Here is a 26,708-nt window from a genome sequence, read left to right as displayed (position 1 = left end):
CACGCGATCGTGTGCCCGGGGGCGGTGCCGCAGGCCGGGCACCACGGTGGCGACAGGACCTAGGAATACCTCGGGTGCGGGAGGGTGGAGGGCGGCAGCCCGTCCAGGCGGGTGCGCTCGGCGTCCCGGGTCGCGTCCTGGAGCGCGCGGGTGGACAGCGAGCGCAGCCCCGGCGTGTCGCGGTCGACCCGCAGCTCGGGGACGGCGGCGCGGGCGGCGAGCACGAAGCCCCAGTCCTGCGGGGGGCCGGCGCCGCCGAGGGTGCGGTCGGGTCCGGCGGCGAAGCCGGTGAGGCGGCCGCCCGCGCTGTACGGGGCGGTCCGCAGGCCGGCGGCGCGCAGGGTGGTCTCGACGGTCCAGTAGGTGCGTGGCCGACCGGCCAGCGGCCCCGCGTGCACGGCGATCCGGCCGCCGGGGCGCAGGGCCCGCGCCGCCAGCCCGTAGAACTCCTGCGAGTACAGCTTCGTGCTGGGGGTGATGCCGGGGTCGGGGAGGTCGGAGACGATCACGTCGAACCGGTCCCGGGTGCCGGGGCCGCGCAGCCAGCGGAACGCGTCCTGTGTGACGACGCCGAGCCGGGGGTCCGCGTACGCCCCCGCGTTGAGCCGCGAGAGCATCGGGTCGGTGCGCGCGAGCCGGACCACTCCCGGGTCGAGTTCGACGACGGTGACGGAGGCGACGTCCGGGTAGCGCAGCACCTCGCGGGCGGCGAGCCCGTCGCCGCCGCCGAGGACGAGGACCCTGCTGTGCGGGCCGGTCATCGCCGGGTGCACGAGCGCCTCGTGGTAGCGGTACTCGTCGTAGCCGCTGACCCGCAGCCGCCCGTCGAGGTACAGGTCGAGGGAGCGCGGGGATCCGGTGCCCGGGCCGGTGAGCACGAGTTCCTGGACCCCCGTCTGGACGGCGACCCGCACCTCCCCGCCGTAGACGGCCCGCCGGGCGACCCGCTCGAAGTCGTCGGCGAGGACGGTCGCGGAGGCGAGGACGGCCACGACGGTCACGTTCACGCCGATCAGCAGCCAGCGGGAGCGCCGGCTGAGGTCCCGGCGGAACAGCCACAGCACGAGTCCACCGCCGGCAAGCGTGTTGACGGTGCCGGTGAGCAGGGCGCCGGTGAGCTGGCCGAGCAGTGGCAGCAGCAGGAACGGGAAGGCGAGTCCGCCGACCAGGGCGCCCACGTAGTCGGCGGCGAACAGGTCGGCGACGGCGCCGCCCGCGTCCTGTCTGCGGATGCGCTGGATCAGGACCATGAGCAGCGGGATCTCCGCGCCGATGAGCACCCCGATGGCGAAGGAGAACGCGACGAGCGCCGGTCTGGACTCCCCCAGCCAGGCGAAGCTCGCGTACAGCGCCATCGCGGAGAGCCCGCCGATCAGCGCGAGCGCGGCTTCGATGGCGCCGAATCCGAAGGCGGGCCGCCGCCTGAGCCGTTTGGCGAGGAGCGAGCCGACGCCCATGGCGAAGACCATGACGGACAGCACGATCGACGCCTGGGTGACGGAGTCGCCGATCAGGTAGGAGCCGAGGGCGAGCAGCTCCAGTTCGTACACGAGCCCGCAGGCGGCGCATACGAACACGGTGGCCAGGACGAGGAGCCGGCCGGTCCGGGGCCGTACGGGCAGGGCGGCCGGACGGGTCGCCACGCCCCGTGACTCCGGAGCCGGCAACACCCGGCGCGGGACGGAACGGTCGATCATGAAGCGAACCGTACGTCACCACCCACTCGCACCCTGTCACCCACATGGGTGCAAGTGGCGCACCTGTCCCTCCAGTTGGCGTAACCCGGGCGCAACCACCGGCGCCCCACGGGCCGGTGAGTCGCGCACCGCACCCCGCACCCGACGGCAACGGCCTACAGCAGTGCGGCCGTCGCCTCGGGGGCGGTCACGGTCGGTGACCCGGTTCGCATGCCCACCCGGGTACGCGTGGCCACCAACTGCCCTTCCTGCGGGTACGCGTGCCAGGTCCGCCAGCGGACCTGGCCCTCGTGGCGCTGTGCGAGCAGGGCGGTGAACGCGTGCGGGCTTCCCGGGAAGGTTCCGGCGAGTCCGTTCGGGTGATCCGCGACCAGCGCGAGCAGTTCCTGCGCCCGCCCGGCGAACGAGCCGCGCGACAGGGTCTCCACGCGGGCGGCGAACTCGTACTCCCAGTCGCCGACCCGCTTGGCCACGCCGAGCGGCAACGGTGTGCTGCTGCCGGGCATGCAGGCGACGGTCTCCGAACAGAGCACTTCGCCCTCCTCCAGGAGGACCTGGTGGGAGGCCCCGAGCAGGCGCAACTCCACCTTCGCCCCGTCGAGCCGGAGGTTCAGTACGGCCAAGGCGGGCAGCCGCTCCCGACCCAGGGCCCAGGCGAGATCGGCGGCACGCGTGTCGGTATAGGTGGTCTGGAGGGTCGTGAGCATGAGTCGGCTCCGCAAACGCGCGAGGGAGAGGTGGCCGGGGCCCGCCAGCGGTGGTCAACGGGTGGGGGGACACCGGCACGGGTCCACAGGAAGTCCAGGAGGTCCGAGGACTGGTCTACTCAACCGAGGGAATCATGAAAGGCACGGCACTCACAGCGTTTTTACCCAACTTGACGGGGTTTACATCCCCCCGGGGGCTACACAGTTCACGTGTTCAACAACGTGCCCCCCGTACGCCGTAATACGCAGCCGAACAAGGAGACGCCCGAGGGAAGTTGTCCCCGCTGGGCGTCTCTTTTACGCAACTCCGGCTCCGGCCGTGTTCGTCAACTGGACCCGCAGCCCCCACCCCCGCAGGACGAACCGCAGGAAGAAGAGGAGGACGAGCCGCAGGAGGACGACGAACCACAGGAGGATCCGGACGAACACCCACCTGAAGATCCTCCCCCGGCCCAGTGGCTTCCGCCACTTCGGCGGCGGGCCGCGCCGCCCGCCTTGACGGCCGCCCTGACGATCCCCACGACCACGAGCGTGAACACGCCCACTCCGACGAGCACTGCGATCAGCACCATCTCCGGCCCCTCTCTGACACCCCGGTCTCCCGGGGTCCGGGATCCCCGCGTCCCGTGTGCGGGGGAGATTCCCTCAGGCCATCGGCGCCAAAGCACACTTGAGCAACTCCAGAGGTTGCCCGCAGGATGGCCGTCATGAGCGCACCCGCGGCCGGCAGCCGCCCCTTCCTCAACCGCAGCCTGGCGGTCTTCGGCACCACGATCTTCGCGGAGATGTCGGCGCTGGCCGCCCGCACCGGGTCGATCAACCTCGGTCAGGGATTTCCCGACACCGACGGTCCCGCCGAGATCGCCGAGGCGGCCGTGCGCGCGATCCGGGACGGCAAGGGCAACCAGTACCCGCCCGGCCCCGGCGTCCCGGAGCTGCGCACCGCCATCGCCCACCACCAGGAGCGCTTCCACGGACTCGCGTTCGACCCCGACACGGAGGTCCTCGTCACGGCGGGCGCGACGGAGGCAATCGCGGCCTCCCTGCTGGCCCTGCTGGAGCCCGGCGACGAGGTCATCGCCCTGGAGCCGTACTACGACTCCTACGCCGCCTGCATCGCCATGGCAGGGGCCGTCCGCGTACCTCTGACCCTGCGCGCGCCGGACTTCCGTCTCGACGTGGACGCGCTGCGCGCCGCCGTGACCCCGCGCACCCGCCTGCTGCTGCTGAACACCCCGCACAACCCGACGGGCACGGTGTTGACCCGGGCGGAGCTGGCGGCCGTCGCGGACCTGGCGATCGAGCGGGACCTGCTCGTCGTGACCGACGAGGTCTACGAGCACCTGGTGTTCGAGGGCACCCATGTGCCGCTGGCCTCGCTGCCCGGCATGCGTGAGCGGACGGTGACCATCTCGTCGGCCGGCAAGACGTTCTCGTTCACCGGATGGAAGGTCGGCTGGGTCACCGCCCCGCCCGCCCTGACGGCGGCGGTCCGCTCCGCGAAGCAGTTCCTGACGTACGTCGCCTCGGGCCCGTTCCAGTACGCGATCGCGGAGGCCCTGGCCCTGCCGGACGCCTACTACGACACCTTCCGCGCGGACCTCGCCGCCAAGCGCGACATCCTCGCGGACGGCCTGACGTCGGCCGGCTTCGAGGTCTACCGGCCCCAGGGCACCTACTTCATCACCACCGACATCACCCCGCTCGGGGAGAAGGACGGGCTCGCCTTCTGCCGCGCCCTGCCCGAACGCTGCGGTGTGGTCGCCATTCCCAACCAGGTCTTCTACGACGACCGGGCCGCCGGCGCCACCCAGGTCCGCTGGGCGTTCTGCAAGCGGGAGGACGTCCTGCGCGACGCCGTCGACCGCCTCGGGCGGCTGTAGGACCCCCCTCGCGGCCCTCGCGGCCCTCCGGGAGGGGGGGAAGGCGAGAGCCCGGGCGCGCACGGGGGTCGTGGTGACCCCGGTGTCGTCCGGGCTCTCGTGCGGCGACGGGCCGTACCTGCTCCTCGTGGCGCGCGTACCGCTGGGGGGACTAGTTGTTGTCGTCGCCCTTGTCTTCTTCGCCCTCGGCGGAGTCGACGTCCTTTTCGAGGCCGAGCTGCTCGACGAGCCACTTGTCGAACTCGATCGAGGCACGGACCCAGCTGACCGTGGAGGACACGAAGTGCTCCAGGCTGACGCCGGTGCCGATCAGCATCTGCGCCTCACCGATCAGGCGGACCGAGCCGTCGTCGTGCGTGTGGCTGTAGACCTTCGGCCACAGGGTGCGACGGTTCCAGTCGTCGATCGTCTCCAGGAGCTGCGGCTTGTCCTCGATCTCGTGCGGGCGGTCGTAGAAGGTCCGCACCGAGAAGACCTGCTGCTCGTCCTCGCCGCGGAACATGAAGTACGTGCGGAACTCCTCCCACGGCGCCGCGAGGTCACCCTCGTCGTCGACGACGTACTTGAGCTCCATCTGTTCCAGCAGCTGCTTGACCAGATCCTGGTCGGGGACGACGGGGCCCGCCGGTCCTGTGGCCTGCGGATCGGGCTGCTGCCCTCCGAAGTTCGGAATCGAGGCCGGGTCGATGCTCACCGTGTACTTCCCTTCGTGCGGATGAACCACATCCTCCACCATCGGTCCCACCCCGTGTCCAGCCCCGCACGCACGATCCGCTCCGGGCGGACACGAGTAGGACTCAGGTAAGGAGGACGGGGCCCCACACGACCCGGCGCGGGGCCGTTCGTCGCGGGGGCGGCGGGGGCCCGGATCCTTCGGCCCCCACCGCCCAGGGTACGACCGGCTCGGCCTAGAGAACCTTGCCGACCAGCAGGTCTTCCCCGGCCACGGCCACCCGTACGGTGTCGCCGTCCCTGACCTCGCCGGACAGGATCTCCTTCGCGAGGCGGTCCCCGATGGCCGTCTGGATCAGCCGGCGCAGGGGTCGCGCGCCGTACGCCGGGTCGTTGCCCTTGTCCGCCAGCCAGGCCAGCGCCTCGGGGGTGACGTCCAGGGTGAGACGGCGGGCGGCGAGCCGCTTGGCGAGGCGGTCGATCTGGAGCTGCGCGATGTGGGCCAGCTCGTCCCGGCTCAGGGCGGAGAAGACCACCAGGTCGTCGAGGCGGTTCAGGAACTCCGGCTTGAAGGAGGCCCGGACCACGTCCAGCACCCGCGCCTTCTTGTCCTCCTCGGAGATCGCCGGGTCGACCAGGAACTGGCTGCCCAGGTTCGAGGTCAGGATCAGGATCGCGTTGCGGAAGTCGACGGTGCGGCCCTGGCCGTCGGTGAGGCGGCCGTCGTCGAGCACCTGGAGCAGGACGTCGAAGACCTCGGGGTGCGCCTTCTCCACCTCGTCGAGCAGGACGACGCTGTACGGGCGGCGCCGGACGGCCTCGGTGAGCTGGCCGCCCTCCTCGTAGCCGACGTAGCCGGGAGGGGCGCCGACCAGGCGGGCCACGCTGTGCTTCTCGCCGTACTCCGACATGTCGATGCGGACCATGGCCCGCTCGTCGTCGAAGAGGAAGTCCGCGAGGGCCTTGGCCAGCTCCGTCTTGCCGACGCCCGTGGGGCCCAGGAAGAGGAACGAGCCGGTCGGGCGGTCCGGGTCGGCGATGCCGGCGCGGGTGCGGCGGACCGCGTCGGAGACGGCCCGCACGGCCTCGGACTGGCCGATCAGGCGGCGCCCCAGCTCCTCCTCCATGCGCAGGAGCTTCTGGGTCTCGCCCTCCAGGAGCCGGCCCGCGGGGATGCCGGTCCAGGCGCCCACCACGTCCGCGATGTCGTCGGGGCCGACCTCGTCCTTGACCATGCTGTCCTTGGAGGCGCCGGCCTTGGTGGCCTCTTCCTCCTCCTCGGTGGCCTCCGCCAGCTCGCGCTCCAGCGTCGGGATCTCCCCGTAGAGCAGCTGGGAGGCGGTGTCGAAGTCGCCGTCGCGCTGGGCACGCTCGGCCTGGCCGCGCAGGTCGTCGAGGCGTTCCTTCAGCTCGCCGACGCGGTTGAGGGACTGCTTCTCCTTCTCCCAGCGGGCGGTGAGGCCCCGCAGGTCCTCCTCCTTGTCGGCGAGGTCCTTGCGGATCTTCTCCAGCCGTTCGAGGGAGGCCGGGTCGGACTCGTTCTTCAGGGCCAGTTCCTCCATGCGCAGCCGGTCCACGGAGCGCTGGAGCTCGTCGATCTCCAGCGGGGAGGAGTCGATCTCCATGCGGAGCCGGGACGCGGCCTCGTCGACGAGGTCGATGGCCTTGTCGGGCAGGAAGCGGGAGGTGATGTACCGGTCGGAGAGGGTGGCCGCGGCGACCAGGGCGCTGTCGTTGATGACCACCTTGTGGTGGGCCTCGTAGCGGCCCTTGAGACCGCGCAGGATCGCGATGGTGTCCTCGACGGTCGGTTCCGCCACCAGCACCTGCTGGAAGCGGCGCTCCAGCGCCGGGTCCTTCTCGATCCGCTCGCGGTACTCGTCGAGGGTGGTCGCGCCGACCATGCGCAGCTCGCCGCGGGCCAGCATGGGCTTGAGCATGTTGCCCGCGTCCATGGCGGAGTCCCCGCCGGCGCCCGCGCCGACGACGGTGTGCAGCTCGTCGATGAAGGTGATGATCTGGCCGTCGCTGGACTTGATCTCCGCGAGGACCGTCTTCAGTCGCTCCTCGAACTCGCCGCGGTACTTGGCGCCCGCGACCATCGCACCGAGGTCGAGGGAGACCAGCCGCTTGTTCTTCAGCGATTCGGGGACGTCGCCCTTGACGATGCGCTGGGCGAGGCCCTCGACGACGGCGGTCTTGCCGACGCCGGGCTCGCCGATGAGGACCGGGTTGTTCTTGGTGCGGCGCGACAGGACCTGGACGACCCGCCGGATCTCCTGGTCGCGGCCGATGACCGGGTCGAGCTTGCCCTCGCGGGCCGCCGCGGTGAAATCGGTGCCGAACTTCTCCAGGGCCTTGTACTGACCCTCGGGGTCGGGGCTGGTCACCCGGCGTCCTCCTCGTGCTTCCTCGAATGCGGCCAGCAGCTTCTTCGCCGTCGCGCCCTGGGTGGAAAGGAGCTCGCCGACCGCGCCGCCCTTGGCGGCGAGGGCGATGAGCAGGTGTTCGGTGGAAAGGTAGTCGTCCCCGAGCTTCCCGGCCGTCTCGTCGGCGTCGGCGAGCACGGCGAGCAGCTCGCGGGTGGGCTGCGGGGGTGCGACGGTGGAACCCGTCACGCTGGGCAGGGCGGCGAGCAGGCGGTCCGCGCCGGCGCGGACCTCGACCTGGTCGGCGTCGGTCGCGGCGAGCAGGTCGGTGACGTTCTCGTTGTCCTCGCCGGCGAGCAGGGCCAGCAGCAGGTGCGCGGGGGTCAGGTCCGGGTGGCCGTCCTTGACGGCCCTGCGGGTGGCGGCGTTCAGCGCGTCCCGGCTCTTGTTGGTCAGCTCGGCGTCCACTGCGGCTTCTCCTCTCCGTCGCGATACAGGGGCATGACACGTATGGCGTGCACAAAGTTGAGTCTATTCCACTCAAGGCGGTGTGTGGCGCTGCATCTCGTACTCTTCGGGCCATGCCTGGTTCCAAGACAGCCCACGACGTACTCAACCCGACGCCGGAGTACCTCGCCTTCTGGCGGGAGCGGCACGTCTGCACCCTGACCACCCCGCGGCCCGACGGCAGCCCGCACGTGGTGCCGGTCGGCGTGACGTACGACCCCGAGGCGGGGCTGGCCCGGGTGATCAGCAACCGGCACAGCAAGAAGATCCGCAACGTCCTGGCGACCCCGGACGCGACGGCGCGGGTCGCGGTCTGCCAGATGGAGGGCCGGCGCTGGGCCACCCTGGAGGGCCGCGCGGTGATCCGCACGGACGAGGCCTCGGTGGCGGAGGCGGTGGCGCGCTACGCGGAGCGCTACGGGCGGACGCCTTCGCCCAACCCGGACCGGGTGGTCATGGAGATCACCCTGGACCGCGCGATGGGGCGCGGCTGACGGCGGAGCCGACCCGGGCGCCGGCGCGGCGGACCCGGGCGGAGGCGTGGGCACGGGCGCGGCGGCTGACGTGGGCACGGACCGGAACTGACCGATGTGTTTGTCCGGTTCAACCACTGGACGCGGACATCACAACGGCGCCATCGTGGTCAGGTCCACGATGGCGCCGTTGTGTGGGGGTAGTGCCTGAGCGATCTGCAACGACGGGGGAATCGCTTCAGGCACTTCGGGGGGTGGCGGCGGTGATGTCGGGTTCGAAGAGTTGGTGGTCCCGCTGGTCGAGATTGACGAAAACCATGCCGTACCGCACTTCGCAGCGGACGGGCTGCGGTGCGCCCCGGGGGCGGCGCAGACAGCGGTAGGCGCGGACGTCTTCGTCCTCCTCGCGCACGACGACGATCGGCTGGCCGAACAGCGTGACCATCAACGAATCGCCGGCGTGGGGGATCGCGGTGGCGAGGTCGATGAACTGCCAGCCGGACCGGTACGCCGAAGCCATCTCGCGTCGGAAGTCTCGGTCGTCGGGGGTCATCAGACGGCCATCACAGGCAGAGCGGTCCAACCCGAGTCCGACGCGCCGGAGGGCGCGCTGGTCCAGCCGCTGTCCGACGAGCGCGAGGGGGCGCTGGTCCAGCCGGAGTCGCCGGCCTGGGTCCGGGTCCACCCGCTGTCCGCCTTGCCGGACGGACCGTTGGTCCAGCCCGAGTCGACGGCCGGCAGCACGGTCCAGCCACTGTCCGCCTTGCCGGTCGGACCGTTGGTCCAGCCGGAGTCACCGGCCTGCAGTACGGTCCATCCGCTGTCCGACTTGCCCACCGGCGCGCCGGTCCAGCCACTGTCGCCGGTCAGAGCGGTGCCCCCCGCGTCACTTTCGACGGCACCGACTACCCCAAAGACCGCAACAGCGGAGAAACCAACGGCAAGCGCCGAGCGAAGCATTCTCTTATACATGGTCGGCTTCGTCCTCACTTGATGGAATCCTCTCCCCCGCCACACAGACGATGGCTCATTCAGGCACGTCAATGCCACAGGGACGATGCATCATGTTCTTGCATGTTCAGGACCCTGGGGGGTGGAGATTTGCCCAAAAGTGCGACAAACCCGACTCATCCCCACTCCGTCACGTCCCTGTGCCCTGAGGGAACGCGGCTGTACACGGCTGCGCTCAGCGCCGGCCGGATCGCTCGGAGCGAGGTTCAGCAGGCCCCCTGCCTGCTTGAATTCGCCCTGGTGCAGCCTGACCCGGATGACGCGAACCAGCTCCGCCCGGTTCCCCCGTCCGTCGCATTGGCGCAACGGCTGCATCCGATTGAACGCGAGATCCAGGACAGGCGACGTACGGCTGTAGATCTCACCGATGCTTTTGAGCCGTTTCTGACCATCAGTGCGCAGAACCCGGCGAACACCCACGCCATCACCGTCCTGGAGGGCTTCGAGCGCATCAACGCCGCGTTGGACCTGGCGACGGCCGAGTGCCACACGGAGATGCTGACCATCCAGCCGGGCGGCGCGCGGCCCTCCCTGGCCCTCACACAGGCCCTGGAGCGGGACGCCCCGCTGATCGACCGGGGCATCAGCATCAGGACGCTCTACCAGCACACCGCGCGGCACAGCCAGGGCACGCTGGCGTACGTGGACCGGATCTCCGCGGGAAAGGTGGAGATCCGCACCCTGGAGGAGCTCATCGAGCGACTCATCGTCTTCGACCGCACGGTGGCGTTCATCCCGGTCAGCGACGACCGGAGGGTGGCGCTGGAGCTGCGGCACCCGGGGCTGGTCGACTACCTCATCAAGGTGTTCGAGCAGCTCTGGCGGCGTGCCGTGCCCCTGAGCGAGGAGGTCACCTACACCCACATGCACGACGGCATCACGGGCGTGCAGCGGTCCATCGCGCAGCTCCTGGTCGAGGGGCACGTGGACGAGGCCATCGCCCGCCGGCTGGGAATGAACGTACGAACCTGCCGTGCGCACATCGCCCGGCTGGCCACGGCCCTCGGCAGCGGCAGCCGGGCGCAGCTCGGCTTCCTGATCGCCCAGTCCGGCATCCTGCACAGCTCGGCCCCGCACCTCCCGGAGGACGAGGCCGACCACGCGAACCACCTGTAGCGACGCGGAAGGCCCCGCCCGGGAGATCCGGGCGGGGCCTTCGCGTCGAACGGCGGTGTCGGGCGGCGGTGTCAGTCCATCGGGCGCTTGGGGCGCCAGACGACCAGGGCGCTGCCCGGCTGCGGCGGCTGGTACGGGACCAGGTCGCGGCGGTACGAGGCGTGCACCTGGGCCTCGCGGGCCTGGAGCGCGGCGGCTGCGCCGTCCACGGCCGTGGACAGTTCGGCCACGCGCTGTTGGAGGGCGGCGACCTGGTTCTCCAGTTCGATGATCCGCTTGATGCCGGCCAGGTTGATGCCCTCGTCCTGGGACAGCGCCTGCACCGTGCGGAGCAGCTCGATGTCCCTGGCCGAATATCGACGTCCGCGGCCGGCCGTCCGGTCCGGGGAGACCAGACCGAGACGGTCGTACTGACGCAGGGTCTGCGGATGCAGTCCCGAGAGCTGGGCGGCCACCGAAATCACGTAGACCGGGGTCTCATCAGTGAGCTGATAAGCCCCGCCCAACCGGGACTGTCTGCGGCGGCCGTCCATGTCATGCTCCCTTCGCGGACTCGAACAACGCGGCGCGCGGGTCCTGCGACTCCATCGCGTCGCGGAACATCTCCAGGGCTTCGCGGGCCTTGTCGGACAGCTCCGAAGGCACCTCGACCTCCACCGTCACGAGCAGGTCGCCGCGGGTGCCGTCCTTGCGGACCGCGCCCTTGCCGCGGGCCCGCATCGTACGCCCGTTCGGGGTGCCCGGGGGAAGCTTCAGGGTCACCGGGGGGCCGCCCAGCGTCGGCACCTTGATGTCGGCGCCCAGGGCGGCCTCGGCGAACGTCACGGGGACGGTCACCGTGAGGTTGTCGTCCCGCCGGCCGAACACCGGGTGCCCGTCGACGTGGACGACGACGTACAGGTCGCCGCCCGGGCCGCCGCGCTCGCCCGGAGCCCCCTTGCCGCGCAGTCGGATCCGCTGGCCGTCGGAGACGCCCGCCGGGATCCGGACCTGCATGGTCCGGGAACTACGGGCCCGCCCGCTGCCCTTGCAGATGTCACAGGGGGTCTCGGCGATCAGGCCGCGCCCCTTGCAGTCGGCGCAGGGGTCGGTCAGGGAGAAACCGCCACCGCTGCCCCGCGAGACCTGGCCGGTGCCGACACAGGTCGGGCACACCCGGGGGGTGCCGTTCTTGTCGCCGGTACCGGAACAGGCCTTGCAGGGCGACTGCGAGGACATCCGGAGCGGGACGGTCGCGCCGTCCACGGCCTCCGTGAACGACAGCGTGACCTCGGACTCGATGTCCTGGCCGCGGCGCGGCTGGGTGCGGGGTCCCGCACCCGGGCCGGCGCCACCGCGGTTGAACAGGCCGCCGAAGACGTCACCGAGGCCGCCGCCGAAGCCGCCCGCCGCGCCGCCGCCCTGCTGCTGCTGACCTCCGAAGAGGTCGCCGAGGTCGAAGTTGAACGAGCCGCCGCCCCCGCCCGGACCGGGGCGGAAGCCCCCGTTGCCGAACAGGGCGCGGGCCTCGTCGTACTCCTTGCGCTTCTTGGCGTCACCGAGGATGTCGTTCGCCTCGGAGATCTCCTTGAAGCGCTCCTCGGCCGAGGCGTCGCCCTTGTTGGCGTCCGGGTGGAACTCGCGGGCGAGCTTCCGGTACGCCTTCTTGATCTCGGCCTCGGTGGCGTCCTTCGGGACACCGAGGACCTTGTAGTAGTCCTTCTCGACGAAGTCCTTCGTGCTCATCCCCGGTGGCCCTCCTCTCGTGCGGCTACATGGTGGACGTCAGCCCTTGTCGGGGGCATCCGCGTCCTTGTCAGACGGCGTGTCGCCGTCCGCGGACTCGGACTTGGCGGCCGGGGCCGCCCCGGGCTGGGGCTCGGCCACCGCGACCCGCGCGGGGCGGATCGTGCGCTCGCCGATCCGGTAGCCCGGCTGCAGGATCGCCACGCAGGTGTCCTCGGTGACATCCGGCGCGTACGAGTGCATCAGGGCCTCGTGGATCGTCGGGTCGAAGGGCTCGCCCTCCTTGCCGAACTGCTGCAGCCCCATCTTGGCGGCGGCGGTCTCCAGCGATTCGGCCACCGACTTGAAGCCGCCGACCAGTTCGCCATGCTCCCGTGCCCGGCCGATGTCGTCCAGGGTCGGGAGCAGTTCCGTCAGGAGGGACGCGACCGCGATCTCCTTGACGGCGATCCGGTCCCGCTCCACCCGGCGGCGGTAGTTCTGGTACTCGGCCTGGAGCCGCTGGAGGTCCGCGGTGCGCTCACCGAGCGCGGTACGGGCCTGGTCCAGCTGCGCCAGGAGGGCCGTTTCCTGGCCGACGGCCTGAGTGTCCGAGTCCCCGGCCGGGGCCTCCTTCTCCTCCGGGGAGGAGTCGGCGGCCTTCGGCTCGGCGGCGGCGTCGTCCGCGTCGGCGCCGGTGGGGACTTCAGGCTTCTCGTCGAAACCCGGGGTCTCCTCCGACATCAGGCAGCGCCACCCTTCGGCTTCTCGTCGTCCACGATCTCGGCGTCGACGACGTCGTCGTCGGCCTTGGCCTGGTCGGCGTCACCGGTCGGCGCGCCACCGGCCTGGGCGGCCTGCGCGTCGGCGTAGATGGCCTGGCCGAGCTTCTGGCTGACCGCGGCGAGCTTCTCGGTCGCCGTGCGGATCTCCGCGGCGTCCTCGCCCTTGAGTTTTTCCTTCAGCTCGGTGACGGAGGCCTCGACCTCGGCCTTGACGTCGGCCGGGACCTTGTCCTCGTTGTCCTTGACGAACTTCTCCGTCTGGTAGACGAGCTGCTCGCCCTGGTTGCGGGACTCGGCCGCCTCCTTGCGACGCAGGTCCTCGTCCGCGTACTGCTCCGCCTCCTGGCGCATGCGGTCGACCTCGTCCTTGCCGAGCGAGGAGCCGCCGGTGACGGTCATCTTCTGCTCCTTGCCCGTGCCGAGGTCCTTGGCCGTGACGTGCATGATGCCGTTCGCGTCGATGTCGAAGGAGACCTCGATCTGCGGGACGCCACGCGGGGCCGGCGGCAGGCCGGTCAGCTCGAACATGCCGAGCTTCTTGTTGTACGCCGCGATCTCGCGCTCGCCCTGGTAGACCTGGATCTGCACGGACGGCTGGTTGTCCTCGGCCGTCGTGAAGATCTCGGACCGCTTGGTCGGGATCGTGGTGTTGCGCTCGATGAGCTTGGTCATGATGCCGCCCTTGGTTTCGATACCGAGGGACAGCGGGGTCACGTCGAGGAGCAGGACGTCCTTGACCTCACCCTTGAGCACGCCCGCCTGGAGGGTCGCGCCGATGGCGACGACCTCGTCCGGGTTGACGCCCTTGTTGGCGTCCTGACCGCCGGTGAGCTCCTTGACGAGCTCGGCGACGGCCGGCATGCGGGTGGAGCCGCCGACCAGGACCACGTGGTCGATCTCGGACAGGTTGATGCCCGCGTCCTTGATGACGTTGTGGAACGGGGTCTTGCAGCGGTCCAGCAGGTCCGCGGTCAGCTGCTGGAACTGCGAGCGCGTGAGCTTCTCGTCCAGGTGCAGCGGGCCCTCGGCGGACGCCGTGATGTACGGCAGGTTGATCGTGGTCTCCGTGGAGGAGGACAGCTCGATCTTCGCCTTCTCGGCGGCCTCGCGCAGACGCTGGAGCGCCATCTTGTCCTTGGACAGGTCGACGCCGTGGCCGTTCTGGAACTGCTTCACCAGGTAGTCGACGACGCGCTGGTCCCAGTCGTCGCCACCGAGGTGGTTGTCACCATTGGTGGCCTTGACCTCGACGACACCGTCGCCGATCTCGAGGAGCGACACGTCGAAGGTGCCGCCACCGAGGTCGAAGACGAGAATGGTCTGGTCGTCCTTGTCGAGACCGTAGGCCAAGGCGGCGGCCGTCGGCTCGTTGACGATGCGCAGGACGTTGAGGCCCGCGATCTCGCCGGCTTCCTTCGTCGCCTGACGCTCGGAGTCGTTGAAGTAGGCCGGGACGGTGATGACCGCGTCCGTGACCTTCTCGCCCAGGTACGCCTCGGCGTCGCGCTTCAGCTTCTGCAGGATGAAGGCGCTCATCTGCTGCGGGTTGAAGTCCTTGCCATCCAGGTTGATCTTCCAGTCAGTGCCCATGTGGCGCTTGACGGAACGGATGGTCCGGTCCACGTTCGTGACCGCCTGGCGCTTGGCCACCTCTCCGACGAGGACCTCGCCGTTCTTGGCGAAGGCGACGACGGACGGCGTGGTCCTGGCGCCCTCGGCGTTGGTGATGACGGTGGGCTCGCCGCCTTCCAGAACGCTGACGACGGAGTTAGTGGTGCCCAGGTCGATGCCGACCGCACGTGCCATTTCGATTCCTCCAGCTGACTTGAGTGGAACAGACTCAACCATGCACCATCGTCCGCGCCGACGTCAACAGAGCTGAGTCGAGGGCGCTCAACTTTTATCCCGCCCTTACGCTCACCAGGGCCGCGACACGCCGCCGGCGCCCGCCCCGTCCGCCACACAGCCGAGCGGGCGACCCTCCGACCACCACCCCGCGCGGCATCCGGGGACCGCCGAACGTGTGGGGCACCGTGCCTCCATGCGCCCGCAACCACCCTCGCCGCGCCCACCCCGGACGTTCCGCCTGCCCACCCCGTCGAAGGCGAACCCGTCCGCCCCGCCGGGGCCCCGCCGACCCGCCTTCCCCCGCCCCGACCTGTCCGCCAAGCGGGTGCTCGACCTCGTCGGCGCGGTGATCCTGCTCGGGGTGTTCGCCCTGCCGCTGCTCGCCGCCGCAGGGCTGCTGTGCGCGGGCCGGCGCGGCGTCCTGGTACGGGAACCCGCGCTCGGGCGGGGCGGGCGGGAGTTCCGGACCTGGCGGCTGCGGACGCGGGACACCGGCCGGCCGGGCTCGGTGGTGGAGCGGTGCGGCCTGGACGCGCTCCCGCAGCTGCTGAACGTGCTGCGGGGGGAGATGTCGCTGGTCGGACCGCGCCCCGAGGCGGGCACGGATCGGCCCGAACGACTCTTCGTACGCCCCGGAATGACCGGATTGTGGCAAGTCAGCGCGCGCTCCGACCTCCCCTGGGAGGAGATGGCCCTGTTGGACCGGCACTATGTGGAGAGCCATTGGCTGGGGATGGATCTCGCGATCCTCGCGCAGACACCTCGGGCCGCCTGCCTACAGAGGCATGCCTGAGCGACACAGATCACCGCTCGCTCACCTACATTGCGGCGCGGGAACTGGGTAACCTCAAGCCTTGACTCAATAAGTTACCGCTTAGTAAGTCCCGCCCGAGGAGCCCTCCCATGCAACTCGCCGCGATCATCGTGTCGCTGGTCCTGACCGTGGTCGGCGTCGCGCTGCTCGCCCGAGCCGTGGCGCAGATCTACCGGTTCGTGAAACTCGGCCAACCCGTGCCGGCGGGCAGCCGCACGGACAACCCGAAAGCACGAACGATCACACTGGTCAGGGAGTTCCTCGGCCACAGCCGCATGAACCGCTGGGGCATCGTCGGATTCGCCCACTGGTTCGTCGCCATCGGCTTCCTGACGCTGCCTCCGACCCTGGCGCAGGCCTACGGCCAGCTCTTCCAGGCCGACTGGACGCTGCCGATCATCGGCGGCTTCCTGCCGTTCGAGCTGTACATCGAGTTCATCGGCGTGATGACGATCCTCGGCATCCTCGTGCTGATGGGCATCCGCCTGGCCAACCTTCCCTCGCGGGCGGGTCGCAAGTCGCGCTTCACGGGCTCGAAGGCCTGGCAGGCGTACTTCGTCGAGTACATCATCCTGACCATCGGCCTCGCGATCCTGACGCTGCGCGGCCTCGAGGGTGCGATCCACCACGTCGACCACTACGAGCCGGCGTACTTCCTGTCGTACCCGCTGGTGCTGGCCTTCAAGGGCCTCTCGGTCGACACGCTCCAGACGCTCATCTACTTCACCGCGATGATCAAGATCGGCACCTCGCTGATCTGGATGATCGTCGTCTCGCTCAACACCAACATGGGTGTGGCCTGGCACCGCTTCCTCGGCTTCCCGAACATCTGGTTCAAGCGCAACGCCGACGGCGCGGTCGCGCTCGGCGAGCTGAAGCCCATGACGAGCGGCGGCAAGGAGATCGACTTCGAGGACCCGGGCGAGGACGACGTCTTCGGCGTCTCCCAGGTCGAGCAGTTCTCCTGGAAGGGCATCCTCGACTTCTCCACCTGCACCGAGTGCGGTCGCTGCCAGTCGCAGTGCCCCGCCTGGAACACCGGCAAGCCGCTGTCCCCGAAGCTCCTGATCATGTCGCTGCGCGACCACGCGCACGCCAAGGCCCCCTACCTGCTCGCCGGTGGCGGCAAGGACATGGAGGGCAACGAGAAGGCGACGGCGGAGCAGCTCAAGGACGTTCCGGCGGCCGCCCTCGCGGAGGCCGAGCGCCCCCTGATCGGCACCGCCGAGGAGAACGGCGTCATCGACCCGGACGTGCTGTGGTCCTGCACCACGTGCGGCGCGTGCGTCGAGCAGTGCCCGGTCGACATCGAGCACATCGACCACATCGTCGACATGCGGCGCTACCAGGTGATGATCGAGAGCGCGTTCCCGTCGGAGGCGGGCACGATGCTCAAGAACCTGGAGAAGAAGGGCAACCCCTGGGGCCTCGCGAAGAAGCAGCGCGTCGAGTGGACCAAGGAGGTGGACTTCGAGGTCCCGATCATCGGCAAGGACGCGGAGGACCTCTCCGAGTACGACTACCTCTACTGGGTCGGCTGCGCCGGCGCCCTGGAGGACCGGGCGAAGAAGACCACGAAGGCCTTCGCGGAGCTGCTGCACATGGCGGGCGTCAAGTTCGCGATCATGGGCGGCGACGAGAAGTGCACCGGTGACTCCCCGCGCCGCCTGGGCAACGAGCCGCTGTTCCAGCAGCTCGCCCAGGAGAACGTGGCCATGCTCAACATGGCCTTCGGCGAGGACGACGAGGACGAGTCCACGAAGAAGCCGAAGTCGGCGAAGCGGATCGTCTCCACCTGCCCGCACTGTTTCAACACCATCGCGAACGAGTACCCGCAGCTGGGCGGCGAGTACGAGGTCATCCACCACACGCAGCTGCTCCAGCACCTGCTCGACGAGGGCCGGCTGACGCCGGTCACCCCGGTGGACGGTCTGATCACGTACCACGACCCCTGCTACCTGGGCCGGCACAACAAGGTCTACACGCCGCCGCGCGAGATCATGTCGGCCGTTCCGGGGCTGCGCCAGCAGGAGATGCACCGCCACAAGGAGCGGGGCTTCTGCTGCGGCGCCGGTGGCGCCCGGATGTGGATGGAGGAGCGGATCGGCAAGCGCATCAACAACGAGCGTGTCGACGAGGCCCTGTCCCTGAACCCGGACATCGTGTCGACGGCGTGCCCGTTCTGCCTGGTGATGCTGACCGACTCGGTCAACGGCAAGAAGAACGACGGCCAGGCGAAGGAATCCGTCCAGGTCGTCGACGTGGCGCAGCTGCTGCTGGAATCGGTGAAGGCACCGGGTCCGACGGCGGAGGAACTCGCCGCGGAGGCGCTCGCCGCGGAAGAGGCGCAAGCGGCCGCCGCGGCCGCCGCCGAAGCCGAGGCGGCGGCGAAGGCCGCCGCGAAGGCGGAAGCCGCCGCGAAGGCTGAGGCGGAGGCCAAGGCGAAGGCGGAAGCCAAGGCCGCTGCGGAGGCGGAAGCCAAGGCTGACGCGGAGGCGAAGCCGGAGGCGGTGGCGGGAGCTGCTGTCGAGGCCGAGGCGAAGCCGAAGGCGTCCGCGCCTGAGGCCGAGGCGAAGCCCGAGCAGGCCGAGGCGGAGGACGACACCAAGGCCGCGGCCGAGCCCGTGGCCGAGGCGAAGCCCGAGACGCCGGTGGCGGCCGAGCCCGAGGTCGAGGTCGAAGCCGAAACCGAAGCGAAGGCCGAGACCAAGGCCGACGCGAAGGCCGAGACGAAGGCCGACGCGGAGCCCGCCGAGAAGGGCGACGCGGAGCCCGCGGCGGAAGAGGCGAAGCCCGAGGCTGCCAAGTAGGCGTAGGTACACCCACAGGAACGGCCGGCCCCCACTCGGGGGACCGGCCGTTCCGTCGTTTCCCGGCGGCGGCCTACTCGCCGCTCGCGACCGTGTACCGCTCGATCAGCTTGCCGCTGTCGAAGTCGTACACCCAGCTGTTGCCACCGCTCTTGCCGTCGATGACGACGAACTTCACGTGCCGGCCGTCCCGGACGAGCTTGTACATCCAGCCGTCGTTCAGCGCGTTCGGGTCCTTCAGGTCGATCGTGCCCAGCCGGTGACCGTTCGCCGTGGACAGGTCCACGCGCTTGCCGTGCACGCCGTACACCGCCTCCGCGACGTTCCCGTCCGGCATGACGATCCGCGCGGCGCTCTCCTGCTCGACCACGGGCTTCGGCTTGGGCTTCGGCGTCGACTGCGGCTTGGGCTGCGGCTTCGGCGCGTCCTCGACCCACGAGCTCACGGTGCCGTTCGGGTAGAGGGTGACGTGCAGGCCGTTGTTCTGCCCGTACGCGGGTCGTCCGTCCCTGCTGACCAGCGTGCCCAGCTTCGTGGAGCCGGCGAAGACGTCCGCCTCGACGTGGTCGACGCCGATCTCGTAGATCTTGGCCACCGATCCGTCCGCCAGCCTGGCGGTGGTGACGTACCCGCGGGCCGGCTTCGTGGGCGAGGCGCCGGCCGGGACCGTGGACGGGACGGTCTGCGGGGCCGTGGACGGGGTGGTCGGCGGGACCGTGGACGGGACGGTCTGCGGGGTGGTCGGCGGGAACGTCGGGTCCACGGCCGGCTGCTCGACGCCGGGCAGCACCTGCGGGTCCGGAGCCGCCGGCGAATCCGCGAAGGCGGCCCCCACGGGGAGCGCCAGGACGGCGGTCGCGCCGGCGAGGACGGCGGCGGTACGGAAGGCGGTACGGCGGCGGGTGGGGCGGGGGCTGCGCATGGGGGACTCTTTCCGTGCTCGTTCGGCGTTCGTGACGCGTGGTGCGTGGCGGCGACCCTCACGAAGCTACGGGTCCGATATCTCCGCATTCAGTAGGGAACGTAACGAACCTCCGCAGACTGCCCCTCAGCCACGTAAATCCCACCGGCCCCAGGGGTGGGGAGAACCCCCCGGGGTTCCCCTAGGGGATGTCACAGCTCAGCCGCAAAGGCCCCCTGTTCCGGCCGCCCGACCACCATCACCCGCCGGAGCAGGTACTTTCGATCACGTGGCTGGATTCAGGATCGGACGCGGCCGGGACAACAACCGCACCCCGCAACAACCCCCGCAACCCCCGCGGCAGCAGCCGTACGGTCAGCAGCAACCGCCGCAGGCACCGTACGGCCGACAGCCCTACCCGCCTGCCGGCGGGCCGCCACCGCAACAGCAGTGGCCGCAGCAGGGCGCGCACGGGGACCACGGCGAGCCCGAGTACTTCGACCCGTACGGACAACAGCAGCAGCCGCACCACGGGCAGCAGCAACCCCCGTACGAGCCCTCGTACGCGAACAACCCGGGCTTCACCCAGGCCTTCTCCATCGGCGAGGACCCGTACAGCCAGGGCGCGACGTACCACGCGGGCGCGGCGGCCCCGGCCGGTCCGCGGCTGCCCTGGAAGGAGCTCCTGCGCGGCATCGTGATGCGGCCGGGACCGACGTTCCTCCAGATGCGCGACTACCCCGTCTGGGGTCCGGCGCTGATCGTGACCTTCCTCTACGGTCTCCTCGCGGTCTTCGGCCTCGACGACACCCGCGAGGACGTCATCAAGGCCACCCTGGCCAACGCCGTCCCGATCGTGCTCAGCGCCGCCGTGGCGTTCGTGCTCTGCGGCCTCATCCTGGGCGCGGTCACGCACACACTGGCCCGCCAACTGGGCGGCGACGGCGCGTGGCAGCCGACGGTCGGCCTGTCGATGCTGGTCATGTCCATCACCGACGCCCCGCGACTGCTGTTCGCGATCTTCCTCGGCGGCGACAACATCGTCGTCCAGGTCCTGGGCTGGGTCACCTGGCTGGCCGCCGGAGCACTGTTCACCTCGCTGGTGAGCAAGTCGCACGACCTGCCGTGGCCGAAGGCGCTGGGCGCCTCCGCGATCCAGCTGGTCGCCCTGCTGTCCATCATCAAGCTGGGCACGATCTGACCGCCGCCGTACCCGGTACGACCGAGCGTACGAAGGGGCCCGGCGCGCACACCGCGCGCCGGGCCCCTTCGTACGCTCGGCGCCCGCACCCACCCGGCCCGTACGGCGCCGCGCCGGCTGAGGACGAGCCGCGCCGGGTGAGGACGACACGAAGACGGGGCCGGGCGCTGTCCGCCCGGCCCCGCGCTCACTGCCGTGTCACCTCACGACGCCACGTGTCAGGCGTCGAGGATCTGACCCTCGCGCTTCACCACGGGCGGCTCGACCGACCACGGGAAGTTGATCCACTCGTCGGTCTTCTTCCACACGTACTCGCACTTCACGAGCGAGTGCGACTTCTCGTAGATGACCGCGGAGCGCACCTCGGCGACATGGCCGAGGCAGAAGTCGTGGACGAGCTTGAGCGTCTTCCCGGTGTCGGCCACGTCATCGGCGATGAGGACCTTCTTGTTCGTGAAGTCGATCGCCTCGGGCACCGGCGCCAGCATGACCGGCATCTCCAGGGTGGTGCCCACGCCCGTGTAGAACTCCACGTTGACGAGGTGGATGTTCTTGCAGTCGAGCGCGTAGGCCAGACCGCCGGCCACGAACACGCCGCCGCGGGCGATGCTCAGGATGATGTCCGGCTCGTAGCCGTCGTCGGCGATGGTCTGCGCCAGCTCGCGCACGGCGCGACCGAAACCCTCGTAGTTCAGGTTCTCGCGTACGTCGCTCATGCCTCGTGCCTCACCTGGGTGCGGTGGAAGTTCTGGAAGGAGCGCGAGGCCGTCGGGCCGCGCTGCCCCTGGTAACGGGATCCGTACCGCTCGCTCCCGTACGGGAACTCCGCGGGCGAGCTGAGCCGGAACAGGCACAGCTGCCCGATCTTCATGCCCGGCCACAGCTTGATCGGCAGCGTCGCGAGGTTCGACAGCTCCAGGGTCACGTGACCGGAGAACCCGGGGTCGATGAACCCGGCCGTCGAATGCGTCACCAGACCGAGGCGCCCCAGGCTGGACTTCCCCTCCAGCCGGGAGGCGATGTCGTCGGGCAGCGAGATGACCTCGTACGTGGAGGCGAGCACGAACTCGCCCGGGTGGAGGATGAACGCCTCGTCGCCGTCCGGCTCGACCATCCGCGTCAGATCCGACTGCTCGGTGGCGGGGTCGATGTGCGCGTACCGGTGGTTCTCGAAGACCCGGAAGAACCGGTCGAGACGTACATCGATGCTGGAGGGCTGCACCATCGACTCGTCGAACGGGTCGATGCGAACCCGTCCGCTGTCGATCTCGGCCCGGATGTCTTTGTCAGAGAGAAGCACGCCCCGAGGATACGCAGAGCGCACGGGCCACCCCCAATCGAGAGCGGCCCCCGCGCGCCTGCCGACGTCCACCGCGCCTGTCGACGCCTGCCGACGCCTCGCGACCTCGCGACTAACGCTTCGCGCCGCCGACGGGCACCGCGTGCCTCAGCCGCGCGCACCGCGGGCACCGCAGCAGCCGCCCGGGCCCGATCCGACCGGCACCGAGGTGCTGCAGCGGAAACGAAGCGGTGCTGAATACATGCCCTTCGGCACAACGGACGACGGTGTGCTCCATCGAGTCCCTTTCCCCAACCAGCCGTACTGCGACGAATCGCCACATTAAGGGATGACCGGGACCCACTCCAGCCGCCGCTCCGAACCCCTACGGTACGCCCCAACTCCCCCTCGTACGCGCCTCGCTGCACCCCCCACGCAACGACGACCCCGCGGCCAATTCACCGGGGGTCGATCATGGGGTAGAGTGTGCAACGATACGGCTCCAAGCAATTGGACCGCTGTGCGGATGTAGTTTAATGGTAGAACATGAGCTTCCCAAGCTTATAGCGCGGGTTCGATTCCCGTCATCCGCTCCGTGACAAAGCCCCAGGTCAGCGACCTGGGGCTTTTGTGTTGCCCCGCATCTGGCAGATCAACGGTCCCTACGCGGCAACGCATTTGCGTCCTGTGGCGGAATGCGGCGTGACGCTGTCGGGCGCATTTCTGACTGCGGGTGCTGCCGACCACGGCAGGGAGTGTGAGGCCGACGGGGCGGGGCCTGCACGTGCTTGGCGCTCAGGTGCACGGGAGCCGCTCGTGGGCTCGGCCCGCCCGGTGTCAGACACCGTCGGTACGGTCCTGGCTCGGGGCAAGATCAACAATGTGGGCGGGGAGACGGGCTCGTACCCGCTGCGGGAGTGTGCGTCGCTCGCGCCACGGCCTCGGCCCCTTCCCCGATCTCGATCTCGATCTCGATCTCGACAATGACGAGGATCCGCTGAATGTCCGATTCCCCTGTGAGCCCGCCCGGCGGTCTGCGCCGGGCCGCCCTGTACGGGTGGTTGTCCGCGCTCGTGGCGGCCGTGTTGACGGCCGTCGCGCTGATACCGACCGCGCCCGCCGTCGCCGCCGCCGCGGCGGGGTCTGCGCTGCCCGGCACGGTGTCGACGCCCTTCCCCGCACGCGGTGAGGGCTACTACTGCTTCCGCATCCCGGCGTTGGTCACCACCAAGTCCGGTGATCTGCTCGCCTTCGCCGAGGGTCGTGTCGCCACGTGCAGCGACGTCGGTCACAACGACATCGTCGTGAAGAGGTCCACCGACGGCGGGAAGACCTGGGGACCTCTGACCGTCGTCGTCGGGAAGGACGACACCGACGCGCACGGCAATCCCGCGCCGGTCGTCGACGCGGTCACCGGCCGGGTCAGCCTCCTGTACGCGACCAGCACCTGGAGCGGTACCGCCGGCGCACCGGTGCGGGGTGCCCGCGGCGTGCGTGTCGTGCACAGTGTCGACAACGGCGTCGGCTGGCAGCCGAGTGTCGCGCTGCCGCAGTTGAAGCCGGCGGGTTGGGTGTGGGTTTCCACGGGCCCCGGGCACGGCGTCCAGCTCACGAACGGTGCGCACCGCGGTCGTCTGGTCGTCCCGGGGGACCACACGGCCACCGGCAACAAGGCGGGCGCCCAGCTGTACTACAGCGACGACGGCGGTCTGACCTGGACGCTCGGCGCCACCTCGAACGTGGACCAGGCCGCCGCCTACCCGGCCGAGTTGACGGTCGCCGAGACCGCGGGCGGCTCGCTGTACGTGAACGCCCGCAGTTCCGCCCGGTGCGACACGGAGGAGCACCGTCTGGACGCGACCAGCGCCGACGGCGGTGCCACCTTCGCCGCACCCTTCAAGCCCGTCGCGGGTCTCGACACGTCCCCGGTGTTCGGGTCCCTGCTCGGCCTGCGTCCCGCCGCGGACGGCAGGCGCGAGCGGATCCTGTTCTCCGCCCCCGCGCGCCTGGGCCCCAACACCCTGGAGGACCGGCGCGAGTTGGCGGTCCGGTCCTCGTACGACGAGGGTCGGACCTGGCAGACCGAGGGCACCCTGGTCGTACCGGGCCGGGCCGGGTACTCGGACCTGACCCTGCTGCCCTCGGGCGCGGTCGGCATGCTCCACGAGACGGCGGGGAACATCCCGCACGGCACCGTCGCGTTCGTCGCCTTCACCGAGTCCGACATGGACGCCGCGAAGACGGGGCTGCGCGGCCCCCGCACCGCCGACACCGGCCCCAACGGCAACGGCAACCACGCCGTCGTGCACGGCGGCGCCGTGCTCGGGGACCGCGGTACCGGCAAGGCCATGACGTTCGACGGGAAGGACGACTACCTGCGTCTGGTGAGCTGCTCGGACTCGCTGAAGGTGAAGGACCAGGACTTCACGGTCACCGCGTGGTTCCGCCACAGCGCGACCACCGGCGCGCTGCCCATCGTCTGGGCGTACGGCATGGAGGACTCGGATCCGGCGAAGAACGTGCGCCAGTTCTGGCTGAAGGCCGAGCCGGGCAAGGGCATCATGCGCGCGGCCATCAGCACGGACGGCGCGTACGCGGAGGTGAAGACGAACTCGTCCTACAACGACGGGAAGTGGCACCACGCCGTCTTCAAGCGCGAGGCCGCGAAGCTGGTCCTGTCGGTCGACGGCGCCACGTTCACCGCGAACGCGCCCGCGGGCGACATCACCCCGCCCGGCGAGTTCAGCATCCACGTGGGCGCCCGGCCCGACTTCCCGAACCAGCCGGTGGGGGTCGGGGAGCTGTTCAACGGCGGGCTCGACGACGTACGGATCTTCCGCCGCGCCCTGACGGCGGAAGAGGCCGCGCGGGTCAAGGACGGGGCGCTGGACGTCGCGAACGACAAGGAGAGCGTGCGGCTGGGGTTCTCCACCATCGGGTGAGCAGCGGCTGTCGACGGTTCGCGCGGGCGGGTCCTCGGGGCGGGTGAGGGTCGGCGGGGCTCGGGGCTGCCCGGGAATCCCCGGGCAGCCCCGCCGGCCCACCCGACGACTCGACGACTCGACGAAACGGCGGGACCGGCGCCGGTGCCGGTCTGTCCGGGCACAATCAACCTGGCCTCGAACGAGGTGAGTTCGACGACGACCGACGAAGGACACCGCGAGGAGATGTGCGGCCACCCACCCCGGGTGGACAAGGACTGACGGCCTGACCGGCCGTCCCCGATCCCGGCCCGACCCGCGGGGCCGGCCCGACCCGCGGGGCCGGGCCATCCGGCCGGGACGGGGCGATCGACGCTGTGCTGGTACGGCGGTACCATGAAACGGCCCCGACCGCGGCCCCACCGCCGACCGGGCCCCATCCCCGACCGGGCGGAGACACCCCAACATGCCGAAGCGCGTGGACCACGAGGAACGGCGGGTGCAGATCGCCGAGGCGCTCGTCCGGGTCGCCGGACGGCGCGGGCTGCACGCGGTCGGGATGCGCGACGTCGCAGCCGAGGCCGGCGTGTCCCTGCGCCTGGTGCAGTACTACTTCGAGACCAAGGAGAAACTGCTCCTCTACGGGCTCCAGCACCTGACCGACCGCTTCACGGCACGCGTCGGCGCCCGACTCGCCGCCGCGGGCCCGGCCCCGGGGCCCCGCGCGACCGTCGAGGCGCTGCTCCTGGCATCGCTGCCCACCGACGAGGAGAGCCGTACCTTCCACCTGCTCTACAGTTCGTACGCGATCCTGTCCGTGACCGACGAGGCGCTGGCCGCCCAGCCGTTCATCGACAACCCCGACGCCGCGGAGGACGCCGTGACCGGGCTGATCGACGGGGCACGGGAAGCCGGTCTGGCCGACCCGGACGTGGACGCGCGCACGGAGGCGATCAGTCTGCTCGCCATGGCGGGCACCCTGGGGACCAGCATCCTCGTGGGGCAGCGGACTCCCGAGTCGTCCATCGAGGTACTGCGCCACCACCTGGACCGGATCTTCACGACGACGCCCGCGGACGGGTAGTCCTCGTTCCCTCGGCACGCACCCGTTCCGGTACGTCAGCGGAGCGTCAGCGGGGCATGACCACAACGATGGTCGCTCCCGGCACAGTGGTGATCATGCGGGAAACCTCCCGCTTCGACCGCAGCACACGGGGGCACTCCACATGCGTACCAACCGGACCCGCGCCATCCACCCGACGGTGACCACCCACCTGACCCGGACCACCCACCGGACCCGGACCACTGCCCTGGCCGCCGCCACCGCCGGCCTCGCCCTGGCCCTGACCGCCTGCGGCGGCGGCTCGGCCACCGCGAGCGGATCGACCGCGACGCCGGGCCCGGACGCCAAGCCGGTCACCTCCGGGTCCACGTCCACGTCCGTGTCCGCTCCCCCTGCAACCGGCTCGCCCGCCTCGACGAACGGCAAGACGGCCGCCGGAGCCGGTACAGCCGGCAAGGGCACGCCGGTCACCCCGGCGAATGCCGGTTCGGGCGACGCCGCCGACGACTCCTACGCCTACGGCCACCCGTGCTCCGCGAGGAACCTGACCGTCAAGGTCACCTCCCCGCAGGGCATGCCCGCCACCGTGCGCGTGATCACCGTGACCAACAACGGTTCCACCGCGTGCGGCCTGGACTACCACCCCGCCGTCGGCTTCAGCGCCAAGGGCGCGGCGCTCGGCATCCAGGCCACCGCCCCCGAGGGCCTGGGCGGCGCGCCGGCGTACCCGGTGCGGGCCGGCGCCACCGCGTACGCGGCCGTGAACCTCAACCCCTCGGGCGGCAACGGCCCCGTCGCCGACGAGATCAACATCCTGGCCGACGGCTCGCACATGCCGAACGCGGACGGCGTCAGCCTCCCGCTCGCCAAGCCGGGCAGCGTCGTCAAGCCGAAGGTGGGTCTGTACCGCACCAACGCGGGCGACTCGCTCAAGACGCTCTGACGCA

22 protein-coding genes, 1 tRNA gene and 1 pseudogene are annotated in these 26,708 nt (G+C 70.5%); 10 read left to right on the top strand and 14 right to left on the bottom strand.

All coding sequences use genetic code 11. The annotated features are described in order from the left end of the window. Nucleotides 1-59: 59 nt before the first annotated feature. From OG906_RS18450 to OG906_RS18440, 3 genes are all read right to left on the bottom strand, one after another. Nucleotides 60-1,697, bottom strand: coding sequence for a polyamine aminopropyltransferase (locus OG906_RS18450; RefSeq protein ID WP_329444191.1), 1,638 nt, complete (start codon nucleotides 1,695-1,697; stop codon nucleotides 60-62). Between the two features lie 155 nt (nucleotides 1,698-1,852). Next, a complete protein-coding gene (locus OG906_RS18445; RefSeq protein WP_329444189.1) occupies nucleotides 1,853-2,404 on the bottom strand; it encodes a DUF2617 family protein in 552 nt (183 codons plus the stop codon). A gap of 297 nt (nucleotides 2,405-2,701) precedes the next feature. Then, nucleotides 2,702-2,833 (bottom strand): hypothetical protein, encoded by a 132-nt coding sequence (locus OG906_RS18440; RefSeq protein ID WP_329444187.1) that lies wholly within the window; start codon nucleotides 2,831-2,833, stop codon nucleotides 2,702-2,704. 269 nt (nucleotides 2,834-3,102) lie between these two features. Between OG906_RS18440 and OG906_RS18435 the strand changes: the two genes are divergently transcribed. After that, nucleotides 3,103-4,287: a pyridoxal phosphate-dependent aminotransferase gene (locus tag OG906_RS18435; RefSeq protein WP_402301943.1), complete on the top strand. Its 1,185-nt coding sequence runs from the start codon at nucleotides 3,103-3,105 to the stop codon at nucleotides 4,285-4,287. Between the two features lie 151 nt (nucleotides 4,288-4,438). Here OG906_RS18435 and OG906_RS18430 read toward each other — a convergent pair whose 3' ends face one another. Further along, on the bottom strand, nucleotides 4,439-4,981 hold the full coding sequence (locus OG906_RS18430) for a YbjN domain-containing protein (protein WP_053684367.1): 543 nt from the start codon (nucleotides 4,979-4,981) through the stop codon (nucleotides 4,439-4,441). A gap of 214 nt (nucleotides 4,982-5,195) precedes the next feature. Further along, nucleotides 5,196-7,796 (bottom strand): ATP-dependent chaperone ClpB, encoded by a 2,601-nt coding sequence (gene clpB, locus OG906_RS18425; protein WP_267797297.1) that lies wholly within the window; start codon nucleotides 7,794-7,796, stop codon nucleotides 5,196-5,198. A 113-nt stretch (nucleotides 7,797-7,909) separates the two neighbouring features. Between clpB and OG906_RS18420 the strand changes: the two genes are divergently transcribed. Continuing rightward, nucleotides 7,910-8,329, top strand: coding sequence for a pyridoxamine 5'-phosphate oxidase family protein (locus tag OG906_RS18420; protein ID WP_329444182.1), 420 nt, complete (start codon nucleotides 7,910-7,912; stop codon nucleotides 8,327-8,329). Nucleotides 8,330-8,546: 217 nt separating this feature from the next. Here OG906_RS18420 and OG906_RS18415 read toward each other — a convergent pair whose 3' ends face one another. Together OG906_RS18415 and OG906_RS18410 are read right to left on the bottom strand one after the other, a co-directional pair. Further along, nucleotides 8,547-8,861, bottom strand: a complete 315-nt coding sequence (locus OG906_RS18415) for a (2Fe-2S)-binding protein (RefSeq protein WP_267797300.1) — start codon at nucleotides 8,859-8,861, stop codon at nucleotides 8,547-8,549. Then, a complete protein-coding gene (locus OG906_RS18410; protein ID WP_267797301.1) occupies nucleotides 8,861-9,145 on the bottom strand; it encodes a hypothetical protein in 285 nt (94 codons plus the stop codon). The genes OG906_RS18415 and OG906_RS18410 overlap by 1 nt, the downstream gene beginning before the upstream one ends. Nucleotides 9,146-9,382: 237 nt before the next feature. Between OG906_RS18410 and OG906_RS18405 the strand changes: the two genes are divergently transcribed. Beyond that, the gene (locus OG906_RS18405) at nucleotides 9,383-10,435 is read left to right on the top strand and encodes a helix-turn-helix transcriptional regulator (protein ID WP_267828546.1); all 1,053 of its coding nucleotides are present in this window, start codon (nucleotides 9,383-9,385) and stop codon (nucleotides 10,433-10,435) included. 71 nt (nucleotides 10,436-10,506) lie between these two features. Here OG906_RS18405 and OG906_RS18400 read toward each other — a convergent pair whose 3' ends face one another. The 4 genes from OG906_RS18400 to dnaK are packed head-to-tail and all read right to left on the bottom strand — an operon-like array spanning nucleotide 10,507 to nucleotide 14,730. Beyond that, the gene (locus OG906_RS18400) at nucleotides 10,507-10,968 is read right to left on the bottom strand and encodes a heat shock protein transcriptional repressor HspR (protein ID WP_053684360.1); all 462 of its coding nucleotides are present in this window, start codon (nucleotides 10,966-10,968) and stop codon (nucleotides 10,507-10,509) included. A gap of 1 nt (nucleotide 10,969) precedes the next feature. Next, nucleotides 10,970-12,160 carry a molecular chaperone DnaJ gene (gene dnaJ / locus OG906_RS18395; protein ID WP_329444175.1) on the bottom strand — a complete coding sequence of 397 codons (1,191 nt, stop codon included), beginning with the start codon at nucleotides 12,158-12,160 and terminating at the stop codon, nucleotides 10,970-10,972. Between the two features lie 39 nt (nucleotides 12,161-12,199). Further along, nucleotides 12,200-12,883 carry a nucleotide exchange factor GrpE gene (gene grpE / locus OG906_RS18390; RefSeq protein WP_267797308.1) on the bottom strand — a complete coding sequence of 228 codons (684 nt, stop codon included), beginning with the start codon at nucleotides 12,881-12,883 and terminating at the stop codon, nucleotides 12,200-12,202. Continuing rightward, a complete protein-coding gene (gene dnaK, locus OG906_RS18385; RefSeq protein WP_267797310.1) occupies nucleotides 12,883-14,730 on the bottom strand; it encodes a molecular chaperone DnaK in 1,848 nt (615 codons plus the stop codon). The genes grpE and dnaK overlap by 1 nt, the downstream gene beginning before the upstream one ends. A gap of 235 nt (nucleotides 14,731-14,965) precedes the next feature. Here dnaK and OG906_RS18380 point away from each other — a divergent pair, with 235 nt between their 5' ends. Next, complete coding sequence (locus tag OG906_RS18380; protein WP_329444171.1) at nucleotides 14,966-15,565, top strand: sugar transferase; 600 nt, start codon at nucleotides 14,966-14,968, stop codon at nucleotides 15,563-15,565. 110 nt (nucleotides 15,566-15,675) lie between these two features. After that, nucleotides 15,676-17,898, top strand: a pseudogene (locus OG906_RS18375) (heterodisulfide reductase-related iron-sulfur binding cluster); the annotation flags it as partial. 571 nt (nucleotides 17,899-18,469) lie between these two features. Here the strand turns inward: OG906_RS18375 and OG906_RS18370 are convergent. Continuing rightward, complete coding sequence (locus OG906_RS18370; protein WP_329444169.1) at nucleotides 18,470-19,318, bottom strand: hypothetical protein; 849 nt, start codon at nucleotides 19,316-19,318, stop codon at nucleotides 18,470-18,472. A 268-nt stretch (nucleotides 19,319-19,586) separates the two neighbouring features. Here OG906_RS18370 and OG906_RS18365 point away from each other — a divergent pair, with 268 nt between their 5' ends. After that, nucleotides 19,587-20,498, top strand: coding sequence for a Yip1 family protein (locus OG906_RS18365; protein WP_267797314.1), 912 nt, complete (start codon nucleotides 19,587-19,589; stop codon nucleotides 20,496-20,498). A gap of 218 nt (nucleotides 20,499-20,716) precedes the next feature. Here OG906_RS18365 and OG906_RS18360 read toward each other — a convergent pair whose 3' ends face one another. Both OG906_RS18360 and dcd read right to left on the bottom strand, forming a co-directional pair. After that, nucleotides 20,717-21,214 carry a phosphoribosyltransferase gene (locus tag OG906_RS18360; protein ID WP_267797316.1) on the bottom strand — a complete coding sequence of 166 codons (498 nt, stop codon included), beginning with the start codon at nucleotides 21,212-21,214 and terminating at the stop codon, nucleotides 20,717-20,719. After that, nucleotides 21,211-21,798 (bottom strand): dCTP deaminase, encoded by a 588-nt coding sequence (dcd, locus tag OG906_RS18355; protein ID WP_053675430.1) that lies wholly within the window; start codon nucleotides 21,796-21,798, stop codon nucleotides 21,211-21,213. The genes OG906_RS18360 and dcd overlap by 4 nt, the downstream gene beginning before the upstream one ends. A gap of 501 nt (nucleotides 21,799-22,299) precedes the next feature. Here dcd and OG906_RS18350 point away from each other — a divergent pair. From OG906_RS18350 to OG906_RS18335, 4 genes are all read left to right on the top strand, one after another. Beyond that, nucleotides 22,300-22,370 (top strand) — tRNA-Gly (locus tag OG906_RS18350). Nucleotides 22,371-22,778: 408 nt separating this feature from the next. After that, nucleotides 22,779-24,719, top strand: a complete 1,941-nt coding sequence (locus OG906_RS18345) for a sialidase family protein (protein ID WP_329444165.1) — start codon at nucleotides 22,779-22,781, stop codon at nucleotides 24,717-24,719. Nucleotides 24,720-25,164: 445 nt separating this feature from the next. Next, on the top strand, nucleotides 25,165-25,782 hold the full coding sequence (locus OG906_RS18340; protein ID WP_329444163.1) for a TetR/AcrR family transcriptional regulator: 618 nt from the start codon (nucleotides 25,165-25,167) through the stop codon (nucleotides 25,780-25,782). Between the two features lie 142 nt (nucleotides 25,783-25,924). Next, entirely contained in the window at nucleotides 25,925-26,704 is a 780-nt protein-coding gene (locus OG906_RS18335) for a DUF4232 domain-containing protein (protein WP_329444161.1), read from the top strand. The last annotated feature ends 4 nt before the right edge of the window (nucleotides 26,705-26,708 follow it).

It is taken from the genome of Streptomyces sp. NBC_01426 (genome assembly GCF_036231985.1).
Taxonomy (GTDB): domain Bacteria; phylum Actinomycetota; class Actinomycetes; order Streptomycetales; family Streptomycetaceae; genus Streptomyces.
Note: the sequence above shows the minus strand (reverse complement) of the source record. Positions and strands in the feature narration are given on the sequence as shown.